We start from the raw sequence: 21,585 nt of genomic DNA on the forward strand, positions 1-21,585 counted from the left end.
CCCGGTCCGGCGCGGCCCGGGCGGTCGTCGCGGGGGTGCCGACGGGCCGCCCGGCGCGCGCGGTGGCGCGGGGCGGCCCGTCGGTGGGGTCAGGCGTCGATGCGCGCGAGGCCCTTCTGCAGGACCTCGCCGTACACCTCGTCGGCGTCGAGGCGACGCAGCTCCTCGACGAGGCACTCGCGCAGCTGGCGGATCGGCAGCGCGATGCGGTGCTCGGGCTGGTCGGGCTGGCGCAGCGCGGCCGTCTTGCCGTCGGGGCGGTCCAGCACGATGTCGCCCGAGGCGCGCTCGAGCCGCACCTGCGTGATGGCCGGCGCGCCGGGGACGCGCTCGATCTCGACCGGGCAGCGCAGCGCGTGCGCCAACCAGGCGGCCATGAGGTCGACCGAGGGGTGCGTGCTCTCGCCCGTGACCACGGCACGGCGCACGGGCTCGTACGGCGGCTGGTCGAGCGTCGCGGCGATGAGCCCGCGCCACAGCGTCGCGCGGGTCCACGCGAGGTCGGTGTCGCCCTCGGTGTAGACGCGCGCGAGGTTCCGCAGCGCGCGGCTCGGGCGCGAGCACGTCGACGTGTCGGTGATGCGGCGCTGCGCCATCTGGCCCAGCGGGTGCTCCGCGGGGTTCTCCGGCACGTCGTAGGGCCACCACGCGACGATCGGCGCGTCGGGCAGCAGCAGCGGCATGACGAGCGTGTCGAGGTGCCGCGTGACGCCGCCCGAGATGCGCAGCACGACGACCTCGCTCGCGCCGGCGTCGCCGCCGAGGCGGATCTGCGCGTCGAGGTTGGCGCGCCGCTCCTCGGTGCCCTCGGTGATGACGATGATGCGGCACGGGTGCTCGCGGCTGGCGGAGTTGGCCGCCTCGATCGCGTCCTCGGGGTCGTGCGCGTCGGCGTCGATGATGAGCGTCAGCACGCGCCCGAGGGCGATCGCACCGCCCTCGTCGCGCTCCTGCAGGAGGCGCTTGTTGATGTCCCGGGTGGTGGTGTCCGGCATGTCGATGATCACGGGAGCCTCCACGCCCGGCCGTCACGGGCCATCATCTCGTCCGCCGACGCCGGACCCCACGTTCCGGCGCGGTACTCGTCGGGCTTGCCGTGGCTCGCCCAGTACGCGGTGACCGGGTCGAGGATCTTCCACGACAGCTCGACCTCCTCGTGCTGCGGGAACAGCGGCGGGTCGCCCAGCAGCACGTCGAGGATGAGGCGCTCGTACGCCTCGGGGGAGGACTCGGTGAACGCGTGCCCGTACCCGAAGTCCATCGTGACGTCGCGGACCTCCATCGCCGTGCCGGGCACCTTGGCCCCGAACCGCAGCGTGACGCCCTCGTCGGGCTGCACGCGGATCACGAGGGCGTTCTTCCCCAGCTCGGACGTCGAGGTCGACTCGAACGGCAGGTGGGGCGCGCGCTTGAACACCACGGCGATCTCGGTGACGCGCCGCCCCAGGCGCTTGCCGGTGCGCAGGTAGAACGGCACCCCGGCCCAGCGCCGGGTGTCGATGTCGACCCGGATCGCGGCGTACGTCTCGGTCGTGGAGTCCGGGTTGAAACCCTCCTCCTCGGCATAGCCGACGACCTTCTCGCCGCCCTGCCAGCCGGCCGTGTACTGCCCGCGGGCGGTGTGCTTGCCGAGGTCGCGCGGCAGGCGCAGCGCCGACAGCACCTTCGTCTTCTCGGCCCGCAGCGCCTCGGCGTCGAACGACACCGGCTCCTCCATCGCGGTCAGCGCGAGGAGCTGCAGCAGGTGGTTCTGGATGACGTCGCGCGCGGCGCCGATCCCGTCGTAGTAGCCCGCGCGGCCGCCGATGCCGATGTCCTCGGCCATGGTGATCTGCACGTGGTCGACGTAGTTGCCGTTCCAGATGGGCTCGAACAGCTGGTTCGCGAAGCGCAGCGCCAGCAGGTTCTGGACGGTCTCCTTGCCCAGGTAGTGGTCGATCCGGAAGATGTCGTCCGGTCGGAACACCTGCGACACGATGTCGTTGAGCTCGCGCGCCGAGGCCAGGTCGTGGCCGAACGGCTTCTCGATGACGACGCGCCGCCACGTGCCGTCTTGCGGCTGCGACAGACCCGAGCGGGCGAGCTGCTGGCAGACGACGGGGAACGAGCTCGGCGGCACCGACAGGTAGAACGCGTGGTTGCCGCCCGTGCCGCGCGTGACGTCGAGGTCCTCGACCGTCTCGCGGAGCCGGTCGAACGCGTCGTCGTCGTCGAACGTGCCCTGCACGAACCGGATGCCCTCGGACAGCTGGCGCCACGTCGCCTCGCGGAACGGCGTGCGCGCGTGCTCCTTCACCGAGTCGTGCACGACCTGCTCGAAGTCCTGCGTCTCCCAGTCGCGCCGCGCGAAGCCGGTCAGCGCGAAGCCGGGGGGCAGCAGGCCGCGGTTGGTGAGGTCGTAGACCGCCGGCATGAGCTTCTTGCGCGCGAGGTCACCGGTCACCCCGAAGATCACGAGGCCGCAGGGCCCGGCGATGCGGGGGAGGCGGCGGTCGCGCGCGTCGCGCAGCGGGTTCTGGTCGGGCCCGACCTTGGCGCCGCTCACCGGGCCTCCTCGGTCGACGACGCGGCGGACGTGAGCCCGGCCTCGACCGTGCCGAGCAGCTCGGACCACGAGGCCTCGAACTTCTCCAGACCCTCGACCTCGAGCTGCTCGGTGACCTCGTCGATCGAGATCCCGAGGGCCTCGATGCGGTCGAGCAGCGCCGCCGAGGCGTCCTGCGTGCCCGTGACCGTGTCGCCGCGCACGGCGCCGTGGTCGGCGACCGCGTCGAGCGTCTTCTCGGGCATGGTGTTGACGCTGCCGGCGACCACGAGCTCGTCGACGTAGCGCGTGTCGGGGTAGGCCGGGTCCTTGACGCCCGTCGACGCCCACAGCGGACGCTGGGGCTTCGCGCCGGCGGCCGCGAGCGCCTGCCAGCGCTCGCCCGCGACGACCTCCTGGTAGACGCCCCACGCGAGGCGCGCGTTCGCGATCGCCGCCGTGCCGCGCAGCTCGGCCGCCTCGGCGGTGCCGAGCGCGTCGAGCCGCGGGTCGATCGCCGCGTCGACGCGCGACACGAAGAACGACGCGACCGAGCCGATCGGCGCGAGGTCGATCCCGGCGGCGCGCGCCTGCTCGAGCCCGTCGAGGAACGCGTCGAGCACCGCGCGGTAGCGCTGCAGCGAGAAGATCAGCGTCACGTTGACGCTGATGCCCTGCGCGAGCGCGGCCGTGATCGCGGGCAGGCCCTCGCGGGTCGCGGGGATCTTGACGAACAGGTTCGGACGCTCGATCTCCGACCAGAGCGTCTCGGCGGACGCGACCGTCGCGGCCGTGTCGCGCGCGAGCCGCGGGTCGACCTCGATCGACACGCGCCCGTCGACGCCGTCGGTCGCGTCGTACACGGGCCGCAGCACGTCGCACGCGTCGCGCACGTCGTCCGTGGTGATCCGCAGGACCGCCTCCTCGACGGCCGCGCCGTCGGCGGCCAGCGTGCGCAGCTGCGCGTCGTAGGCGTCACCGTGCGCGAGGGCCGAGGCGAAGATCGTCGGGTTGGTCGTGACGCCGACGACGCCGCGCCGCACGAGGTCGGCGAGACCTCCGGACGCGATCCGCTGGCGCGACAGGTCGTCGAGCCAGACGGCGACCCCGGCGTCACGCAGGGCCTGTACAGGGGTGGTGCTGGAGGTCATGGTCGTTCCCCTTCGTCCCACGACGAGCGGTGGTGCGGGTCGTGCGGGTGGTGCGCGGCGGGGCCGGTGCTGGTGCCGGCCCCGCCGCGTGGTGCGTCAGGCGGGCAGGTCGCCCGTGCCGGACTGCGTGGGCGTCGCGGCCGAGTCGGCCGGGGCGTGCGCCCCACGCGCCGCCGCGATCGACTCGTGCGCCGCGGCCACGACGGCCTCGGCGGTGATCCCGAACTCGCGGTACAGCGTCTGGTAGTCCGCCGACGCGCCGTAGTGCTCGAGCGAGACCGACCGGCCCGCGTCGCCCACGATCTTGTCCCACGACATCGCGATGCCGGCCTCGACCGACACGCGCGCGCGGACCGACGACGGCAGCACCGACTCGCGGTACGCCTCGTCCTGCTCGGCGAACCACTCGAGGCACGGCGCCGACACGACGCGCGTCGCGACGCCCGCGGCCTCGAGGGTCTCGCGCGCCTCGACGGCGAGCTGGACCTCGGAGCCGGTCGCGATCAGCACGACGTCGGGCGTGCCCGTCGACGCGTCGCGCAGCACGTACGCGCCCTTCGCGACGCCGTCGGCCGCGCCCCAGCCGTCCTCGCCGCGCGGGAACGTCGGGACGTTCTGCCGCGTGAGGACCAGGGCGACGGGGCCGTCGGAGCGCTCGAGGGTCGCCTTCCAGGCGTGGGCGGTCTCGTTGGCGTCCGCGGGGCGGACGACCGCGAGGCCGGGGATCGCGCGCACCGCGGTGAGGTGCTCGACCGGCTGGTGCGTCGGGCCGTCCTCGCCGAGGCCGATCGAGTCGTGCGTCCACACGTACGTCGCGTTCACGCCCATGAGGGCCGCGAGCCGCACGGCGCCGCGCATGTAGTCCGAGAACGTGAAGAACGTCCCGCCGTAGGGCCGCGTGAGGCCGTGCAGGCGGATGCCCGACAGGATCGAGCCCATCGCGTGCTCGCGGATGCCGAAGTGCAGCGTGCGGCCGTACTGGTCGCCCGCGAACTCGTGCGACGAGCGGTGCGCCGGCAGGAACGACGGCTCGCCCTTCATCGTCGTGTTGTTCGAGCCCGCGAGGTCGGCCGAGCCGCCCCACAGCTCGGGCAGCACGGGCGCGAGCGCCGAGAGGACCTCACCGGACGCGGCGCGCGTTGCGACGGACTTGCCGGCCGGGAACTGCGGCAGCGCCTCGGCCCAGCCGGCGGGCAGCTCGCCCGCGACGAGGCGGTCGAGCAGCGCCTTGCGCTCGGGGTTCGCGGCGGCCCACGCGTCGAACTTCTCCTGCCACGCGGCGCGCGCCGTGGCGGCACGGTCCGCGAGCGACCGGGTGTGGGCGATGACCTCGGGCGCGACGTCGAAGGACTTCTCGGGGTCGAAGCCGAGGACCTCCTTGAGGCCCTTGATCGCCTCGCCGCCGAGCTTCGAGCCGTGCGACGAGTGGTCGTCCGTCTTGCCGGGCGTGGGCCACGCGATGAGCGTGCGCAGGCCGATGAACGACGGCTTGTCGGTCACGGCCTTGGCGGCCTCGATGGCCGCGTGCAGCGCGTCGACGTCCTCGCGGTACTCGCCGCCGGCGGTCCAGTCGACGTACTGCACGTGCCAGCCGTACGACTCGTAGCGCTTGAGCACGTCCTCGGTGAACGCGATCTGCGTGTCGCCCTCGATCGAGATGTGGTTGTCGTCCCACAGCACGACGAGGTTGCCGAGCTCCTGCGTGCCGGCGATCGACGAGGCCTCGCTCGTCACGCCCTCCTGCAGGTCGCCGTCCGAGGCGATGACGTACACGAAGTGGTCGAACGGGCTCTCGCCGGGCGCCGCCTCGGGGTCGAGCAGGCCGCGCTCGCGGCGGGCCGCCATCGCGAAGCCGACCGAGGACGCGAGGCCCTGGCCCAGCGGGCCGGTCGTGATCTCGACGCCGGCCGTGTGGCGGTACTCGGGGTGGCCGGGGGTCTTCGAGCCCCACGTGCGCAGCGCCTCGAGGTCCTCGAGCTCCAGGCCGAACCCGGCCAGGTAGAGCTGGATGTACTGCGTGAGGCTCGAGTGCCCCGCCGACAGCACGAACCGGTCGCGGCCGAGCCAGTGCGGGTCGGTCGGGTCGTGCCGCATGACGTTCTGGTAGAGCAGGTAGGCCGCGGGGGCGAGGCTGATCGCCGTGCCCGGGTGGCCGTTGCCGACCTTCTCGACCGCGTCCGCCGCGAGCACGCGGACGGTGTCGACCGCCCGCACGTCGAGGTCGGACCAGCCGACCGTCGTGGCCAGGGGAGCCTTCGCGTTCACCGCACCTCATTCCCGTCCCGCACGCGCGGGGCGTCGTTCCGAGCGTCGGGCGTCGGCCGCGGGGAGCGACGCGCCCGGCGGATCCCCGTCACGCCGTCGGACGGGACCTCTGCCTCGTCGAGCCTATAGCGCGGCGGTGGGACCGCGCGCACTCGTCCCATCGGAAAGGCAATCGCTTGCCGTCGGGTGTGGGAGCGCGGCGACGGGCCTGATCACGCGGCGGTGCGACCGATCTCACGTCGCCGCAGGGCCGCGGGGCACGCCGGGGACGCCCGCCGGGACGGCACCATGCGTAGCATGGCGGGCGGGACCTCGGTCCCACCGCCCTCGTCGCGACGCCGCCGTGCGGACCGACGACGCCCCCGGGCGGACTCGTCCGACCTCCTGAACGGAGCACGAAGCACGTGCGCCTCTCCACCCCGTCGCCGCCCGACGCGAGCCGCCCCGACGTCGCCCCCGACGCGACGGCCGGCGCCGCGCACGACGAGGTCGCGACGCCGGGGGAGCGGGAGGCCGCAGGGCTGCGACGCGTGCTCGGCACGGTGGGCGCGTACGTCGCGCTGACGAAGCCGCGCGTCATCGAGCTGCTGCTCATCACGACGATCCCGACGATGTTCCTCGCGGCGCAGGGCTTCCCGCCGCTCGGGCTCGTCGTCGCGACGCTCGTCGGCGGCGCGGGCGCCGCGGGTGCGGCGAACACGCTCAACCAGTACCTCGACCGCGACATCGACCGCGTCATGAACCGCACGCGCCGCCGCCCGATCGTCACGGGCCGCGTGACGCCGCGCGCCGCGCTCGTGTTCGGGCTCGTGCTGGGCGCCGTCTCGCTCACGTGGCTGTGGTTCGCGGTCAACCCGGCCTCGGCGCTGTTCACCGGGTCGGCGATCCTCATCTACGTCGTCGGCTACACGATGATCCTCAAGCGCCGCACGCCGCAGAACATCGTGTGGGGCGGCGCCGCGGGGTGCATGCCCGTCGTCATCGGCTGGTCGGCCGTCACCGGGGGCGTCTCGTGGGCGGCGGTCCTGCTGTTCGGCGTCGTGTTCTTCTGGACCCCGCCGCACTACTGGCCGCTGTCGATGAAGTTCCGGCGCGACTACGCGGCGGCCGGCGTGCCGATGCTGCCCGTCGTGGCCGCCGACACCAAGGTCGCGCGCGAGATGATCGCGTACACCCTCGCGATGATCGCGTGCTCGCTGCTGCTCGTGCCCGTCGCCGGCATGACCTGGGTCTACGCCGTCGTCGCGAGCGTGCTCGGCGGGTGGTTCCTGTGGTCGTGCATCGGCCTGCTGCGCCGCGCCAACGACGCGCAGCGCGGTCCGCTGCGCGCGATGAGCGTGTTCCACGCGTCGATCACCTACCTCACGCTGCTGTCCGTCGCGATCGCGGTGGACGTGTTCCTGCCGCTGTGACGCGCCGGTGCCCGACCGTCTGACGTCCGCGCTCGAGGGGTACCTCGCTTACCTGTCGGTCGAGCGCGGGCTCGCGACGCACACGCTGTCGGCGTACCGCCGCGACCTCACGCGCTACGTCGCGCACCTGCACGCGCTCGGGCGCGACGACCCGTCGCAGATCACCGAGCGCGACGTCGAGGACTACCTGCTCGTGCTGCGCACCGGGTCCGACGGGCGGGCCGTGCTCTCGGCGTCGTCGTCCGCGCGCTCGGTGGTCGCGGTGCGCGGCTGGCACCGGTTCCTCGCGCTCGACGGCCTCGCGCCGACCGACGCCGCGGCCGACGTGCGACCGCCCGCGCAGCCCCGGCGGCTGCCCAAGGCGATCTCGGTCGAGGACGTCGGGCGCCTCATCGACGCCGCGGGGCTCGGCGACGGCCCGGTGCCGCTGCGCGACCGCGCGCTGCTCGAGCTCGTGTACTCGACCGGGGCCCGCATCTCGGAGGCCGTGGGCGTCGACGTCGACGACCTCGACCTCACGGCCGGCCGGTCGGCCGTGCGGCTGCTCGGCAAGGGCCGCAAGGAGCGCGTCGTGCCCGTCGGGTCGTTCGCGGCGGAGGCGGTCGAGGCGTACCTCGTGCGCGGGCGTCCCGCGCTCGCGGCCTCGGGGCGCGGCAACGCGGCCGTGTTCCTCAACACGCGGGGAGCGCGCCTGAGCCGGCAGTCGGCCTGGGCGGTGCTGCGCACGGCGGCCGAGCGGGCCGGGCTCGACACCGCGCACGTGTCGCCGCACACCCTGCGGCACTCGTTCGCGACGCACCTGCTGGCCGGCGGTGCGGACGTGCGCGTGGTCCAGGAGCTGCTCGGCCACGCGTCGGTGACGACGACGCAGATCTACACGATGGTGACGCCCGACACGCTGCGCGAGGTGTACGCCGCGAGCCACCCGCGTGCGCGTTGAGGCGGATCGCGGCGTGCCCGGTCTGTCGTGGTCGTGACGGCGCGTCGCTCGGGTAGGTTGTGCCGCGTGGTGGGCCCGGGAGGGCGAGGCGGGAAGCAGATGGTGAGCCGATGACGCAGGAGACGACCGAGCAGCCGCTCGACGCGGTGGGCCGCGTGCTGCCCAGGTTCCCGGTGCCCGCGGCGCTGCCGTCGCACGGTCCCGCGCGGGTCATCGCGATGTGCAACCAGAAGGGCGGCGTCGGCAAGACGACGACGACCATCAACCTCGCCGCCGCGCTGGCCGAGTACGGGCGGCGCGTGCTCATCGTCGACTTCGACCCGCAGGGTGCGGCGTCGGTCGGCCTCGGCATCAGCCCGCACGAGCTCGACCGCACGGTCTACAACCTGCTCATGGAGCGCGACGCGGACATCCACGAGGTCATCCGCGAGACCGCGATCCCCGGGCTGGACCTGCTGCCCGCGAACATCGACCTCTCGGCCGCCGAGGTGCAGCTCGTGGGCGAGGTCGCGCGCGAGTCCGTGCTGTCGCGCGTGCTGCGCCCCGTGCTCGACGACTACGACGTCGTGCTCGTCGACTGCCAGCCGTCGCTGGGCCTGCTCACGGTCAACGCGCTCACGGCCGCGCACGGCGTGCTCATCCCGCTCGAGTGCGAGTTCTTCGCGCTGCGCGGCGTCGCGCTGCTCGTCGAGACGATCGAGAAGGTCCGCGACCGGCTCAACCCGCGCCTCGAGGTCGACGGGATCCTCGCGACCATGTTCGACTCGCGCACGCTGCACGCCCGCGAGGTCGTCGCGCGCGTGCACGAGGCGTTCGGCGACACGCTCCTGCACACCGTCATCGGCCGCACCGTGAAGTTCCCCGACGCGACCGTCGCGGCCGAGCCCATCACCCAGTACGCGCCGACGCACGCCGGTGCCGAGGCCTACCGCCAGCTCGCGCGCGAGCTCGTGGCGCGTGGCGACGCCGCCTGACGGCGCGCCGGCGGACAGCGCACCGGAGGAGCACGCCCCGGCCGGGTCCACCGGCTTCGAGGTGCACCTCGACGTCTTCAGCGGGCCGTTCGACCTGCTGCTGGGCCTGATCGCCAAGCACAAGCTCGACATCACCGAGGTCGCGCTGTCGAAGGTGACCGACGAGTTCATCGCGCACATCCGCGCGGCCGAGCGGGCGGCGGCCGCGGGCGGCCGCGACTGGGACCTGTCGCAGGCGAGCGAGTTCCTCGTGGTCGCCGCGACGCTGCTCGACCTCAAGGCCGCGCGCCTGCTGCCGTCCGCCGAGGTCGAGGACGCCGAGGACCTCGAGCTGCTCGAGGCGCGGGACCTGCTGTTCGCGCGGCTCCTGCAGTACCGCGCGTACAAGCAGGTCGCGGCCGACCTCGGCGTCGCCCTCGAGGCGGGGTCGCGACGGTTCGCGCGCGCGGTCGAGCTCGAGCCGCACCAGGCGGCGCTGCTGCCCGAGCTGGTCTTCCAGATCGGTCCCGAGCGGCTCGCCGAGCTCGCGGCGCGTGCGCTCGCGCCCAAGCCGCCGCCCCCGCGCGTCGACCTCAGCCACCTGCACGCGCCGGTCGTGAGCGTGCGCGAGCAGGCCGCCGTGCTGGTCGACCGGCTGCGGCAGCACGGTGCGAGCACGTTCCGGGCGCTGACCGCCGACGCGGGCGAGCCCGTCGTCGTGGTCGTGCGGTTCCTCGCGCTGCTCGAGCTGTTCCGCGAGGGCGCTGTCGCGTTCGACCAGATGGTGCCGCTCGGTGAGCTGACCGTGCGGTGGACCGGCAGCGAGGAGGGCGAGGTGACCGTGTCCGACGACTTCGACCGCGAGGCGGGCGAGGTGCCGGCGGACGCGCCCGCGCAGGCACCCGTCGCGGTGGGTGCCGGTGGCGACGAGGAGGTAGTGACGTGACCGAGCAGACGCGCCAGACGCAGGACGCCGCACCGGGAGCGGCCCCCGACGCCGGGACCGACGACGCCCTGCCGGACGTCGACACGCTGCCCGGCGGTGCGCTCGCGGCGCTCGAGGCCGTGCTCATGGTCGCTGACGAGCCGATCCCGGCCGTGCGGCTCGCGACCGCGCTCGCGCTGCCGACCGCGCGCGTCGACGAGCTGCTCGCCGAGCTCGCGGCCGAGTACCGCGGCGAGCACGGCGGCCGGCCGCGCGGCTTCGAGCTGCGGCAGGCGGGCGAGGGCTGGCGGATCTACTCCGACCCGGCGTACGGCGACGTCGTCGGCCGGTTCGTCGTAGACGGCCAGACGGCGCGCCTCACGCAGGCCGCGCTCGAGACGCTCGCGGTCGTCGCCTACCGGCAGCCCGTGAGCCGCGGGCAGGTCTCCGCGGTCCGCGGCGTCAACGTCGACGGCGTCATGCGCACGCTGACGACCCGCGGCCTGGTGGCCGAGGTGGGCCAGGACGCGGTCACTGGTGCGGTGCTGTACGGGACCACGGGATACTTCCTGGAGCGGATCGGCCTGTCGACCCTCGACGAGCTGCCCCCGCTGGCGCCCTACCTGCCGGACATCGAGACGCTGGAGGGCGTCGACACGACCGACGGACGGGAGGACGGACGATGAGCGGCACGAACGCGCGCGGGCACCGCGGAGGTGGGCGCGCGGCAGGAGCCGGGCGTCCGGGACGCGGTCGCGGCACCACGGGTGGCGGGACGGGCGGCGCACGCCGTCCCCAGCGCCGGCCCGCACCGGCGGCCGAGCCGGTGGACGTGCACGACCCCGAGGGCGTGCGCCTGCAGAAGGTCCTCGCGACCGCGGGGCTCGGCTCGCGTCGCGCGTGCGAGGAGCTCATCGCGAACGGCCGCGTGACGGTCGACGGCCAGCTCGTGGTGGAGCTCGGCGTGCGCGTCGACCCGAAGAGCGCCGTGATCCACGTCGACGGCATGCGCGTGCAGCTCGACTCCTCGCTCATCACGATCGCGCTGAACAAGCCCAAGGGCGTCGTGTCGACCATGCACGACCCCGAGGGCCGGCCCGCGCTCGCGCAGTTCGTCGCGAACCGCGAGGAGCGGCTGTTCCACGTCGGCCGGCTCGACGCGGACTCCGAGGGGCTCATCCTGCTCACCAACGACGGGGACCTCGCGCACCGCCTCGCGCACCCCTCGCACGGCGTCGCCAAGACGTACCTCGTCGAGGTGCAGGGCCGCGTCAAGGAGTCCCTCGGCACGCGCCTCAAGCAGGGCGTCGAGCTCGAGGACGGCACGGTGACGGTCGACGACTTCAAGGTCGTGCAGGTCGCGAGCCACGCGAGCCTCGTCGAGGTCGTCCTGCACGAGGGCCGCAACCGCGTCGTGCGCCGGCTCATGGACGAGGTCGGGCACCCCGTGACGAAGCTCGTGCGCACGCGCATCGGCCCGATCCGCCTGGGCGACCTGCGCCCCGGGCGCACGCGCGTGCTGTCGAAGACCGAGCTGGGCTCCCTCATGACCTCGGTGGGCATGTGAGCATCGCCACGGTCGGCCCCGTGCGCATCGTCGGCACGGGGTTGCTGGGTGCGTCCGTGGGGCTCGCGCTGACGCAGCACGGCGTGGACGTGCAGCTCGAGGACCCGTCGCGCACCGCCCTCGCGCTCGCGCGCGACGTCGGCGCGGGCACGCCCGTCGGCCCGGGGTCGGCCGCGCCCGCGCTCGTCGTGGTCGCCGCACCGCCCGACGTGACGGCCGACGCCGTGCAGGCCGCCCTCGTGGCGCACCCCGACGCCGTCGTCACGGACGTCGCGAGCGTCAAGGGGTACGTGCTCGCCGAGCTGCGCGCGTCGGGCGCCGACCTGTCGCGCTACGTCGGGTCGCACCCCATGGCGGGGCGCGAGCGCTCAGGCCCGTCGGCGGCGGTGCCGGGCCTGTTCGTGGGACGCCCGTGGGTCATCACCGACTCGGGCACGTCGCGCGACGACGCGCTGCTCGCGGTGCGCCACCTCGCGGTCGACCTCGGTGCGGTGCCCGTCGTCATGGAGGCCGCCGAGCACGACGCCGCGGTCGCGGCCGTGTCCCACGTGCCGCAGCTCGCGTCGTCGCTCGTCGCGGCGCGTCTGCGCGGCACCGACGACGCCGCGCTCGCGCTCGCGGGCCAGGGGCTGCGCGACGTGACACGGCTCGCGGCGTCCGACCCGGCCCTGTGGACGTCGATCCTCGCCGCCAACGCCGCCGCGGTGCGGGACGTGCTCGTCGCGCTGCGGGCCGACCTCGACGTGGTGGTCGACGCGCTGGACCGGGCGGCCGGGGCCACCGGGCCCGAGGACGTCGAGCTCGGTGCGCTCGCGACCATCGCGCGCACCATCGCCGAGGGCAACACGGGCGCCGCGCGCATCCCCGGCAAGCACGGCGGCGCGCACAAGCAGTACGCCGTGGTGTCGGTGCTGGTGCCCGACACGCCCGGCGAGCTCGCGCGTCTGCTGGGGGACGTGGGCGCCGCGGGCGTCAACCTGGAGGACCTGCAGCTCGAGCACGCGGCGGGCCGCGCCGTCGGCATGGCGGCGATCTCGGTGCTGCCCGCGCGCGCCGAGCACCTGGAGTCCGAGCTGACCGCTCGGGGATGGAGGCTGGTGAGTTGAGCATCGTCGTGGCGATCGACGGGCCGTCGGGGTCGGGCAAGTCGAGCGTGTCCCGCCGTGTCGCGCAGCGGCTCGGGCTCGCGTACCTGGACACCGGCGCCATGTACCGCGCGGCGACGTGGTGGGCCGTGCACGAGGGCGTCGACCTCGCCGACACCGGCGCCGTCGCGGCCCTGGTGCGCGACATGGTGCTCGTCATGGTCGTCGACCCGCGCGGGCCGCAGGTGTGGGTCGGCGGGATCGACGTCACGGCCGCGATCCGCGAGACGTCGGTCTCGACGGCCGTGAGCGCGGTCGCGACGAACCTCGACGTGCGCGCCGAGCTCGCGCGTCGGCAGCGCGCGGAGATCGCGTTCCAGTGCGAGCCCGGCTCGTGGGCCGACGGCCGCGGGATCGTCGCCGAGGGCCGCGACATCACCACGGTGATCGCGCCGGACGCCGACGTGCGCCTGCTGCTCACCGCGAGCGAGGAGGCGCGCCTCGCGCGCCGCGCGCGCGAGGTGCACGGCTCGGACGACGCCGCGGCCGTCGAGGCGACGCGCGACCAGGTGGTGCGCCGCGACGCCGACGACTCCGCCGTCGCGCAGTTCCTCACGGCCGCCGACGGCGTCGTCACGGTCGACTCCTCGGCGCTCGACCTCGACCAGACCGTCGACGCCGTGCTCGGCGTCGTCGAGCGCACGCTGGCCGCGCGGGGCTGACGTGGCGGACGCGCCGCACGTGCCGTCGGCCGCCGGGCCCGCGTGGGCCCGGTGGGTCGGGCGGTTCCTCGCGCGCGTCGTGTGGGACACGCACGTCACCGGTGCCGAGCGCGTGCCGCGCAGCGGGCCGGTCGTGCTCGCGGCCAACCACGTGACGCTGCTCGACGGCCCGCTGCTCATCGGCGTCGCGCCGCGGCCCCTGCACATCCTCGTCAAGCAGGAGATGTTCCACGGGCCGGTCGGGGCCGTGCTGCGCGCCGCGGGTCAGATCCCCGTGGACCGTGCGATGGGGCGGCCCGCGCTGCAGGCCGGGCTCGGCGTCCTGCGGCGCGGCGGTGCCGTCGGGATCTTCCCCGAGGGCACGCGCGGGCGCGGCACCGCGGAGCAGGTGCGGGCCGGTGCCGCGTGGCTCGCGGTGCACGGCGACGCGCCGGTCGTACCCGTCGCGATCCTCGGGACGCGCCTGACGGGGGAGTCGGTGCGCGGGCTGCCGCCGCTGCGGCGCGACGTGCACGTCGAGATCGGCGACCCCGTCGACGTCGCCGGCGAGGGGCTGTCGCGGCGCGAGGCGATCGACCGCGCGGGGCGCCTCGTGCAGGCCGCGATGAGCGAGCTCGTCGTCGCGGCGCAGCGGCGCACGGGCGTCGCGCTGCCCGCCGACGACCCCCGCTCGACGGCCTGACGCACGGCCCGCCGGGGCCGCGCGGGGGCCCGTGTCGGTGCCGGGGCGCGCGACGGGGGAGAATGGGGGCATGGAGCAGCCCGACCCGACCCTGACGCGCGTCGACCCGCAGGACGCCGCCGAGCCGAGCGCGCCGCTCGACGCCGCCGCACCGCCCGCCGACGACGTCGACGACGAGGCCCGTGAGCGCGCGCTGCGCGCCGGGCTCGAGGAGTACGAGCTCGAGGACGACGACCTCGCGCTGCTCGAGGGCGAGGGCCTCGACGACGGCGGCGTCGACGTCGAGGCCGCCGCGCCGGTGCTCGCGGTCGTGGGCCGCCCGAACGTCGGCAAGTCCACGCTCGTCAACCGGATCCTTGGGCGCCGCGAGGCGGTCGTCGAGGACAAGCCGGGCGTCACGCGCGACCGCGTGAGCTACCCCGCCGAGTGGTCCGGGCGCCGGTTCACGGTCGTCGACACCGGCGGCTGGGAGGTCGACGTCGCGGGCATCGACAAGCGCGTCGCGCAGCAGGCCGAGGTCGCGATCGACCTGGCCGACGCCGTGCTGTTCGTCGTCGACGCGACCGTCGGCTCGACCGACACCGACGAGCAGGTCGTGCGCCTGCTGCGCCGCTCGGGCAAGCCCGTCGTGCTCGTCGCCAACAAGGTCGACGGCCCGGCCGTCGAGGCGGACGCGGCCGCGCTGTGGTCGCTGGGCCTGGGGGAGCCGCACCCGATCTCGGCGCTGCACGGCCGCGGCACCGGTGACCTGCTCGACGCCGCGATGCGCGCGCTGCCGACCGTGTCGGCGCACGCCGTGCCGCTGCCCGACGGTCCGCGTCGCGTCGCGCTCGTGGGCCGCCCGAACGTCGGCAAGTCCTCGCTGCTCAACAAGGTCGTCGGGTCCGAGCGCGTGGTCGTCGACGACCTCGCGGGCACGACCCGCGACCCGGTCGACGAGCTCGTCGCGCTCGGCGGACGCCCGTGGGTGTTCGTCGACACCGCCGGCATCCGCCGCCGCGTGCACCAGACCACGGGCGCGGACTTCTACGCGTCGCTGCGCACGCAGGCCGCGATCGAGAAGGCCGAGGTCGCGGTCGTGCTCGTGGACGCGTCGGCGCCCATGACCGAGCAGGACATCCGCATCGTGCAGCAGGTCATCGACGCGGGCCGCGCGCTGGTCGTCGCGTACAACAAGTGGGACCTCATGGACGAGGACCGCCGCCCGTTCCTCGAGCGCGAGATCGAGCAGCAGCTCGTGCAGGTGCAGTGGGCGCCGCGCGTCAACGTCTCGGCGCGCACCGGCTGGCACACCGACCGCCTGGTGCCGGCGCTCGAGCGGTCGCTCGAGTCGTGGGACACGCGTATCCCGACGGGTCGCCTCAACGCGTTCCTCGGCGAGCTGGTCTCGGCGCACCCGCACCCGCTGCGCGGCGGCAAGCAGCCCCGCATCCTGTTTGCGACGCAGGCCTCGACGCGTCCGCCGCGGTTCGTCATCTTCGCCAGCGGGTTCCTCGAGGCCGGGTACCGCCGGTTCATCGAGCGCCGCCTGCGCGAGACGTTCGGCTTCGAGGGCACGCCCATCACCATCTCGGTGCGGGTCCGCGAGAAGCGCCGCCGGTGAGCCTGCGCGCGGGCACGCCGTGACCTCGCTGCAGGACGGCGGCTCGCCGCGCCGCGTGACGACGCACGCGCTGCTGCGGCTCGGGCTGCCGCGCGACCCGCGCGCCACGCGGCACCTGGGGACGTTCCTCGTCGCGACCGCGGCGACCGTGCTGCTCACGCGCGCGTTCCTCGCGGCGACCGGGTACCCGCAGGTCGGCGGCGACGGCCTGCACATCGCGCACGTGCTGTGGGGCGGGCTGCTCATGGCGCTCGCGTTCGTGCTGCTGCTGTCGTTCGCGGGGCCCGCGCTGCGGCCGCTGGGGTCGCTGGTCGGCGGCGTCGGGTTCGGGCTGTTCGTCGACGAGGTCGGCAAGTTCGTCACGTCCGACAACGACTACTTCTACGAGCCGACGGCCGCGATCGTGTACGCGACGGTCGTCGGGCTGGGGCTGCTCGCCGAGGCGCTGCACGGGCGGCGCGAGCCGGACCCGCGCGAGGAGCTCGCGGGGGCGGTCGACGAGGCGGTTGCGGGGGTCGTGGGTGGCTTCACGCCGTCGGCGCGGCGCCGGGCCGAGGCGCACCTGCGGCACGCGGGCGACGTGCACGGCGCCGCGCAGGCCCGCGCGCTGGTCGACAGCATCGCCGAGGACGACGTCGCGCTGCCCGACCCCGTCGGTGCCGTGTCGTCGTTCGCGGTGCGGGTGCTGCACACCCTCATCAAGGCGCGGTTCGTGCCGTGGCTCGCGGTGCTCGTGCTGCTCGGGTCGTCGGCGTTCACCGTCGCGCGCGCCGTCACGGGGTGGTGGAGCGGCGACGGGAGCCCCGCGTGGGTGCTGGTCGGCGCGCTCGTCGCCGCGGCGGCCAGCGGCGTGCTGTGCGTCGTGGGGCTGCTGCGCGTCGGCGGGGACGCGATCGAGGGCTACCTGTGGTTCCGGCGTGCGGTGATCGTGTCGCTGCTGGTGACGCAGTTCTTCCTGTTCCGGCTCTCGCAGTGGGACGCGTCCTGGGGGCTGCTGGTCGACCTGCTGGTGCTGGGGCTGGTGGCCGCCGAGCTCGACGCGCTGCGGCGGCGGGCGGACGGCGAGGGCTGACGGGCACCGGGGCGGCGTGCCCCGGTTCGTCGCGGTGCGCGGGCGCCGCGGGTGTCGGCGGGGGATGCCGGCCGGTACCCGCGGCACGCGAGGTGTGCGGCGTTGCGGCGGCTGGACGGCCGGAACGCCGCACGGTCGGCGCACCGCGGGCGGGTTCGCGACGCGTGCGGGTCGCCTCGGGGCGCGGCCCCGGGGCGGCGTCGTCTCATCCGCTGGTCATCCCATGAATAAGTGGGCCCATGCATGCATGATGCATGCATGCCGCGCCGATCGTCCGCCCCGCCCGCGTCCGCCGCCGATACCGCCTACCGGCACGTCAAGGACGCGCTGCTCGGCGGCCGGCACCCCGGCGGCACGATGCTCAGCGAGGTCGACGTCGCCGCCGAGCTCGGCGTCAGCCGCACGCCCGTGCGCGAGGCGTTCCTGCGGCTGGCCGCCGAGGGGTGGCTGCGGCTGTTCCCCAAGCGCGGGGCGCTCGTCGTCCCCGCGACGCCGGGCGAGGCGCAGGACGTGCTCGACGCGCGCCTGCTGCTCGAGGGGCACGCGGTCGAGCAGGTGCTCGCGGGGCCGCCGGGCGCGCGCGAGGAGCTCGTCGCCACGCTGCGCGCGCTCGTCGCCCGGCAGCGCGACGCGCTCGACGCCGACACGCACGACGACGACGCCGACCTGGACGCCTACGCCGACCTCGACGCCGCGTTCCACCACGCGATCGTCGCGGCGGGCGGCAACGCCGTGCTCACCCAGGTCGCCGGGACCCTGCGCGAGCGGCAGAGCCGCATGGTGGCGCTGTCCGTGGGGCGGTCGTCGGCGCGGGCCGCGACGTTCGTCGACGGGCACGAGGCGCTCGTCGCCGCGATCGCCGACGGCGACGCGGCCGGCTTCCGGGCACGGCTCGCCGCGCACGTGCACGACGCGCACGGCACCGCCGGGCGGCACGGAGGGCAGCGGTGAGCCGCACGACGTCGGCAGGCCACACGCCCGCGGCGGGCGCGGGTGTCGCCGCCGCCGCACCTGCGCCCACGCGCGCGGCCGGCGCGGCCGGCGACGTGTCCGCTCCCGATCCGTCCGCGCAGACCGGCCCCGAGGTGCCTCCCCGGACCTCGCCCGCAGCCCCCGCGGGCAGGGTCGTCGGCGCGCACGCGTGGCGCGGCGTCGCCGCGCTCATGCTCGCGGTCGCGTGGGGCGGCAACGAGTTCACGCCGCTGCTCGTCATGTACCGCGACGTCAGCCACCTGACCGCGCTCACGGTCGACGTGCTGCTCGGTGCGTACGTCGTCGGGATCGTGCCCGCGCTGCTCGTCGGCGGTCCGCTGTCGGACCGGTACGGGCGCCGACCGCTGCTGCTGCCCGCCGCGCCGCTCGGCGTGCTGGGCTCGCTCGTCATCGCGTTCGGTCCCGCGTCGGCGCCCGCGCTCGCGGCCGGGCGCGTGCTGTCCGGCGTCGCGCTCGGGCTCGTCATGGCCGTCGGGACCACGTGGGTCGCCGAGCTGAGCGCCGCCACCGGCGACGCCGGTGCCGGGCCGCGGCGCGCGTCGCTCGCGCTCACGCTCGGGTTCCTGCTCGGGGCCGGCACCGCCGGTGCGCTCGCGCAGTGGGGGCCGTGGCGCACGGGCACCCCATACCTCGTGCACGCGTGCGTCGCGCTCGCGGCCATGGCCGCCGTGCTGTCGGTGCCCGAGACGCATGCCGCACCGCCGCGCGCACCCGGCGCGCGGCTGCGCGACGACCTGCGCGTGCCCGCGGTCGCGCACCGGCGGTTCTGGCGCGTCGTCGTGCCGGTCGCGCCGTGGGTCTTCGGGGCCGTCGGCAGCGCCTACGCGGTGCTGCCCGGGTTGCTGCGCCGCAGCGCCGGGGGAGTGCCGATCGCCTTCGCGGCGTTCCTCACGGTCGTCACGCTCGCGAGCGGGTTCGCCGTCCAGCAGCTCGCGCGGCGCATCGACACCGCGCGCAGCGCGCGGGCGTCGGTCGTCGCGATGGCCATCGTCGTGCCCGGCATGGCGGCCGCGGCCTGGGCGAGCGCCACGCTCAGCCTCGCGGTCGCGGTGCTCGCCGCGGTCGTGCTCGGCGCCGGGTACGGGCTCGCGCTGGTCGCGGGCCTGTCCGAGGTGCAGCGCATCGCGACGCCCGACGACCTCGCGGGCCTGACCGCCGTCTACTACTCGGTGGCGTACACCGGGTTCTTCGTGCCCGCTGCGCTCGCGTGGCTCTCGACGCGGTGGGCGTACCCGGCGATGTTCGTCGCGGGCGCCGTGATCGCGACGGCGTGCCTGGTCGCGGTGGCGTGCGCGTGGCGCGCTCACCTCCCGACGGGTGACGAGACGACCCCGCGAGTGCGGTAGAGTTTCCGAGGCCCCTGCGGGGGTGACGGGCTGTGGCGCAGCTTGGTAGCGCACTTGACTGGGGGTCAAGGGGTCGCAGGTTCAAATCCTGTCAGCCCGACCGTCCGACGTCGTCCGACGTCGAGAACGCCCGTAGCCGGGAAGTCGGCTACGGGCGTTCGGCGTTCACCGGGCAGGAGCGGTGGGTGCCTAGCGCCGCTCCTCGTTCCGGGTGTGGCCTCTCGGGTGGTGCCCGTCTACGTGCTCGTGGCCGTCGCGGGCTCGGGTGTCGTGGTCGGCCGGTTCCCTCGCCCCGGCGGGGCGATCGCCGCCGTGAGCACGAGCGCGAGACCGGCGGGGGCGAGCGCCCAGCCCGCGAGCGTCCCGGCCCGTGCGCCTGCCGCGAGGAGCGCGCCGCCCGCCGCGGCACCGACGGCCGAGCCCAGGTACATCGCGGCCATCTGGAACGCGACCACCGACATCGCGCGCTCGGGGGCGTGCTGCGTGAGCGCCTGCTGCAGCGTCGGCACGCTCGCCCAGCCGGCGGCTCCCCACAGGGCGGCGGCGACGAGCCACGTCGCGGGGGACGTGGTGAGCGCCAGCAGCGCGAAGCCGACCAGCAGCAGCGCCGGGAGCCCGACGAGCAGCGGGCGCGGCCTGTGGCGGTCGAGCGGCCGGCCGACGGCGGCCGAGCCGGCGACACCGCCGACGCCCCAGGCCCAGACCAGCGCGAACCCGAATCCGCCGAGGCCGCGGTCCTGCGCCATCGGCAGCACGTACGTGTAGAGGCCGAGGCTCGCGACGCCCAGCAGGAACGCGGCGGCCACGCCCACGAGGGTCCGCGCGTCGCGGACCGCGGCCAGCGGTGACGCCGCCGCGGTCGACGGCAGCGGCGGGAGGGTGTTGCGGCGCGTGGCCAGGGCCGCCATGCTGACGACGCCCACGGCGACGACGAGCGCCATCGTCCACCGCCAGCCGAACCGCTCGCCGACGAGCATGCCGAGCGGCACGCCGGCGACCGTGCCGGTCGACAGGCCGAACGTCACGAGGGACATCGCGCGGCCGCGTTCGTGCTGCTCGACCATCGCCGCGGCCGTCGCGGTCGCGACCGCGGTGAGGACGCCCGCGCCGACGCCGGCGACGACGCGCGACGCGAGGAACAGCGGCAGCCCGGCGGCGACGGCCGTCACGAGGTTGCCGAGGTTGAACAGCCCGAGCGCGACGAGCAGGGCACGTGCCGTCCCGGCTCGGGTCAGCCGTCCCGAGAGGGCCGGGCCGGCGACGGCGTACGCGGCGGTGAACGCCGTGACGCCCAGCCCGACGGCGGCGACGCCCGTGCCGAGGTCCTCGGCGATGCGGGGCAGGACGCCGGCCAGCACGTACGCGTCGACGCCGAGCGAGACGGCGGCCACGACCAGGGGCCACAGGCGGCGCGTCACGGGTGCGGGTCCGTGAGGTCGGTGGTGCGCTCGTACCCGTCGAGCACCGCGCCGAGCAGCCCGGGGAACCGGGACTCGAGGTCCTCGGTGCGCAGGCTGATGAGGCACTTGCGGCCCTGCGCGCGCACGTGCACGACGCCGGACTCGCGCAGCAGGCTCGTGTGGTGCGTAAGCGTCGAGCGCGGCAGGTCGGGGCCCAGCTCGAGGCTGTCGGTCTCGCCCTGCGCGGCGAGCACGCGCACCATGGCGAGCCGCAGCGGCTCGCTCAGCGCGAACAGCACGCGGGGGATCGCGATCTCGTCCGTGTCGGGGTGGTGGTAGGTCCGAGGTGACACCGGCAGTCCTGTCGTTCGAAAGAAGTCGCACAATAATTGTGCGGCGAATCTCGCACGATCGGAGCGGGAGGTCAAACCCGCACGGACGGCCGGGCCGTCACCGGGGCTCGGTGCCCGACCCCGACTCGTCCCGCCAGGCCTGGTGCGTGTCGCCGACGCTCACGACCGTCCACGTCCCGCACGCGTACCCGTCGGCCGGCAGCGGGTCGAGCAGCCACGCGGCCTCGAGGTCGGGCGCGCCGGTGACGGACGTGGCGGTGCAGTGCTGCGCGTCGAACGGCGTGGGGCTGGTCCAACGCATCACCCCCGCGTGCCCGTCGAGCTGGGCGAGCAGCCGCACGTCCGTCGCGTCCTGGGGGAGGAACCCCTGGAAGCGGAAGGACTGGCCGGACCTCTCGACGTCGGCGCTCGTGGCGTAGGTGAACTCGCGCCGCCCCACCGGGAACACGTCCTGGAACGTCGCGCAGCCCGTGAGAGCGGCGGCCAGGACGAGCGTCGTGGTGGCCAGGACGGTGCGGCGGGTGGTCATCGGGGTGCTCCTGTCGTCGGTCGGACGTGGGTGGTCGGCGGTGCCGCGACGCGAGACGCGGGC

The 21,585-nt window shown here is 75.2% G+C and carries 20 protein-coding genes and 1 tRNA gene; 14 read left to right on the forward strand and 7 right to left on the reverse strand.

The window, feature by feature from the left end; all coding sequences use genetic code 11:
- Positions 1-89: 89 nt before the first annotated feature.
- From opcA to tkt, 4 genes are all read right to left on the reverse strand, one after another.
- Entirely contained in the window at positions 90-1,007 is a 918-nt protein-coding gene (gene opcA / locus CS2_RS03955) for a glucose-6-phosphate dehydrogenase assembly protein OpcA (RefSeq protein ID WP_070318998.1), read from the reverse strand.
- Entirely contained in the window at positions 1,004-2,545 is a 1,542-nt protein-coding gene (gene zwf / locus CS2_RS03960; protein ID WP_046528463.1) for a glucose-6-phosphate dehydrogenase, read from the reverse strand. Before zwf ends, opcA begins: the two co-directional genes overlap by 4 nt.
- The gene (tal, locus tag CS2_RS03965; protein ID WP_070318974.1) at positions 2,542-3,675 is read right to left on the reverse strand and encodes a transaldolase; all 1,134 of its coding nucleotides are present in this window, start codon (positions 3,673-3,675) and stop codon (positions 2,542-2,544) included. Before tal ends, zwf begins: the two co-directional genes overlap by 4 nt.
- 96 nt (positions 3,676-3,771) lie before the next feature.
- Positions 3,772-5,940 (reverse strand): transketolase, encoded by a 2,169-nt coding sequence (gene tkt, locus CS2_RS03970; protein ID WP_070318975.1) that lies wholly within the window; start codon positions 5,938-5,940, stop codon positions 3,772-3,774.
- 404 nt (positions 5,941-6,344) lie between these two features.
- Between tkt and CS2_RS03975 the strand changes: the two genes are divergently transcribed.
- The 14 genes from CS2_RS03975 to CS2_RS04040 all read left to right on the forward strand — a co-directional run bounded on the left by CS2_RS03975 (position 6,345) and on the right by CS2_RS04040 (position 19,340).
- Positions 6,345-7,352: a heme o synthase gene (locus tag CS2_RS03975; protein ID WP_082739791.1), complete on the forward strand. Its 1,008-nt coding sequence runs from the start codon at positions 6,345-6,347 to the stop codon at positions 7,350-7,352.
- Between the two features lie 7 nt (positions 7,353-7,359).
- Positions 7,360-8,292 carry a site-specific tyrosine recombinase XerD gene (locus tag CS2_RS03980; RefSeq protein ID WP_070318976.1) on the forward strand — a complete coding sequence of 311 codons (933 nt, stop codon included), beginning with the start codon at positions 7,360-7,362 and terminating at the stop codon, positions 8,290-8,292.
- 110 nt (positions 8,293-8,402) lie between these two features.
- Positions 8,403-9,266: a ParA family protein gene (locus CS2_RS03985; protein ID WP_046528459.1), complete on the forward strand. Its 864-nt coding sequence runs from the start codon at positions 8,403-8,405 to the stop codon at positions 9,264-9,266.
- Positions 9,250-10,191, forward strand: a complete 942-nt coding sequence (locus CS2_RS03990) for a segregation and condensation protein A (RefSeq protein ID WP_070318977.1) — start codon at positions 9,250-9,252, stop codon at positions 10,189-10,191. The genes CS2_RS03985 and CS2_RS03990 overlap by 17 nt, the downstream gene beginning before the upstream one ends.
- Complete coding sequence (scpB, locus tag CS2_RS03995) at positions 10,188-10,856, forward strand: SMC-Scp complex subunit ScpB (RefSeq protein ID WP_070318978.1); 669 nt, start codon at positions 10,188-10,190, stop codon at positions 10,854-10,856. The genes CS2_RS03990 and scpB overlap by 4 nt, the downstream gene beginning before the upstream one ends.
- On the forward strand, positions 10,853-11,737 hold the full coding sequence (locus tag CS2_RS04000) for a pseudouridine synthase (RefSeq protein WP_082739795.1): 885 nt from the start codon (positions 10,853-10,855) through the stop codon (positions 11,735-11,737). Before scpB ends, CS2_RS04000 begins: the two co-directional genes overlap by 4 nt.
- Positions 11,734-12,843, forward strand: coding sequence for a prephenate dehydrogenase (locus CS2_RS04005; RefSeq protein WP_070318980.1), 1,110 nt, complete (start codon positions 11,734-11,736; stop codon positions 12,841-12,843). The genes CS2_RS04000 and CS2_RS04005 overlap by 4 nt, the downstream gene beginning before the upstream one ends.
- Positions 12,825-13,544, forward strand: coding sequence for a (d)CMP kinase (gene cmk / locus CS2_RS04010; RefSeq protein WP_070318981.1), 720 nt, complete (start codon positions 12,825-12,827; stop codon positions 13,542-13,544). The genes CS2_RS04005 and cmk overlap by 19 nt, the downstream gene beginning before the upstream one ends.
- A 1-nt stretch (position 13,545) precedes the next feature.
- Positions 13,546-14,226, forward strand: coding sequence for a lysophospholipid acyltransferase family protein (locus CS2_RS04015; RefSeq protein ID WP_070318982.1), 681 nt, complete (start codon positions 13,546-13,548; stop codon positions 14,224-14,226).
- Between the two features lie 70 nt (positions 14,227-14,296).
- Positions 14,297-15,829 (forward strand): ribosome biogenesis GTPase Der, encoded by a 1,533-nt coding sequence (gene der, locus CS2_RS04020; protein ID WP_070318983.1) that lies wholly within the window; start codon positions 14,297-14,299, stop codon positions 15,827-15,829.
- A 19-nt stretch (positions 15,830-15,848) separates the two neighbouring features.
- Positions 15,849-16,901: a hypothetical protein gene (locus CS2_RS04025; protein WP_082739797.1), complete on the forward strand. Its 1,053-nt coding sequence runs from the start codon at positions 15,849-15,851 to the stop codon at positions 16,899-16,901.
- 258 nt (positions 16,902-17,159) lie between these two features.
- Positions 17,160-17,852 carry a GntR family transcriptional regulator gene (locus tag CS2_RS04030; RefSeq protein ID WP_070318984.1) on the forward strand — a complete coding sequence of 231 codons (693 nt, stop codon included), beginning with the start codon at positions 17,160-17,162 and terminating at the stop codon, positions 17,850-17,852.
- On the forward strand, positions 17,849-19,240 hold the full coding sequence (locus CS2_RS04035; RefSeq protein ID WP_233421059.1) for an MFS transporter: 1,392 nt from the start codon (positions 17,849-17,851) through the stop codon (positions 19,238-19,240). The genes CS2_RS04030 and CS2_RS04035 overlap by 4 nt, the downstream gene beginning before the upstream one ends.
- A 26-nt stretch (positions 19,241-19,266) precedes the next feature.
- Positions 19,267-19,340, forward strand: a tRNA-Pro gene (locus CS2_RS04040).
- 136 nt (positions 19,341-19,476) lie between these two features.
- Here CS2_RS04040 and CS2_RS04045 read toward each other — a convergent pair.
- The 3 genes from CS2_RS04045 to CS2_RS04055 all read right to left on the reverse strand — a co-directional run bounded on the left by CS2_RS04045 (position 19,477) and on the right by CS2_RS04055 (position 21,522).
- Positions 19,477-20,658 carry an MFS transporter gene (locus CS2_RS04045; protein WP_082739798.1) on the reverse strand — a complete coding sequence of 394 codons (1,182 nt, stop codon included), beginning with the start codon at positions 20,656-20,658 and terminating at the stop codon, positions 19,477-19,479.
- Entirely contained in the window at positions 20,655-20,993 is a 339-nt protein-coding gene (locus CS2_RS04050) for an ArsR/SmtB family transcription factor (protein WP_062103931.1), read from the reverse strand. The genes CS2_RS04045 and CS2_RS04050 overlap by 4 nt, the downstream gene beginning before the upstream one ends.
- Before the next feature lie 97 nt (positions 20,994-21,090).
- Positions 21,091-21,522: a hypothetical protein gene (locus CS2_RS04055; RefSeq protein ID WP_070318985.1), complete on the reverse strand. Its 432-nt coding sequence runs from the start codon at positions 21,520-21,522 to the stop codon at positions 21,091-21,093.
- Positions 21,523-21,585: the final 63 nt, after the last annotated feature.

Source organism: Cellulomonas iranensis NBRC 101100 = JCM 18110 (assembly GCF_001552375.1).
Taxonomy (GTDB): Bacteria; Actinomycetota; Actinomycetes; order Actinomycetales; family Cellulomonadaceae; genus Cellulomonas; species Cellulomonas iranensis.

Coding starts and splice junctions, on each gene's coding strand:
- tal (WP_070318974.1), bottom strand. CDS start 3,675: ATGACCTCCAGCACCACCCCTGTACAGGCCCTGCGTGACGCCGGGGTC.
- CS2_RS03985 (WP_046528459.1), top strand. CDS start 8,403: ATGACGCAGGAGACGACCGAGCAGCCGCTCGACGCGGTGGGCCGCGTG.
- CS2_RS04000 (WP_082739795.1), top strand. CDS start 10,853: ATGAGCGGCACGAACGCGCGCGGGCACCGCGGAGGTGGGCGCGCGGCA.
- cmk (WP_070318981.1), top strand. CDS start 12,825: ATGGAGGCTGGTGAGTTGAGCATCGTCGTGGCGATCGACGGGCCGTCG.
- der (WP_070318983.1), top strand. CDS start 14,297: ATGGAGCAGCCCGACCCGACCCTGACGCGCGTCGACCCGCAGGACGCC.
- CS2_RS04030 (WP_070318984.1), top strand. CDS start 17,160: ATGCCGCGCCGATCGTCCGCCCCGCCCGCGTCCGCCGCCGATACCGCC.
- CS2_RS04055 (WP_070318985.1), bottom strand. CDS start 21,522: ATGACCACCCGCCGCACCGTCCTGGCCACCACGACGCTCGTCCTGGCC.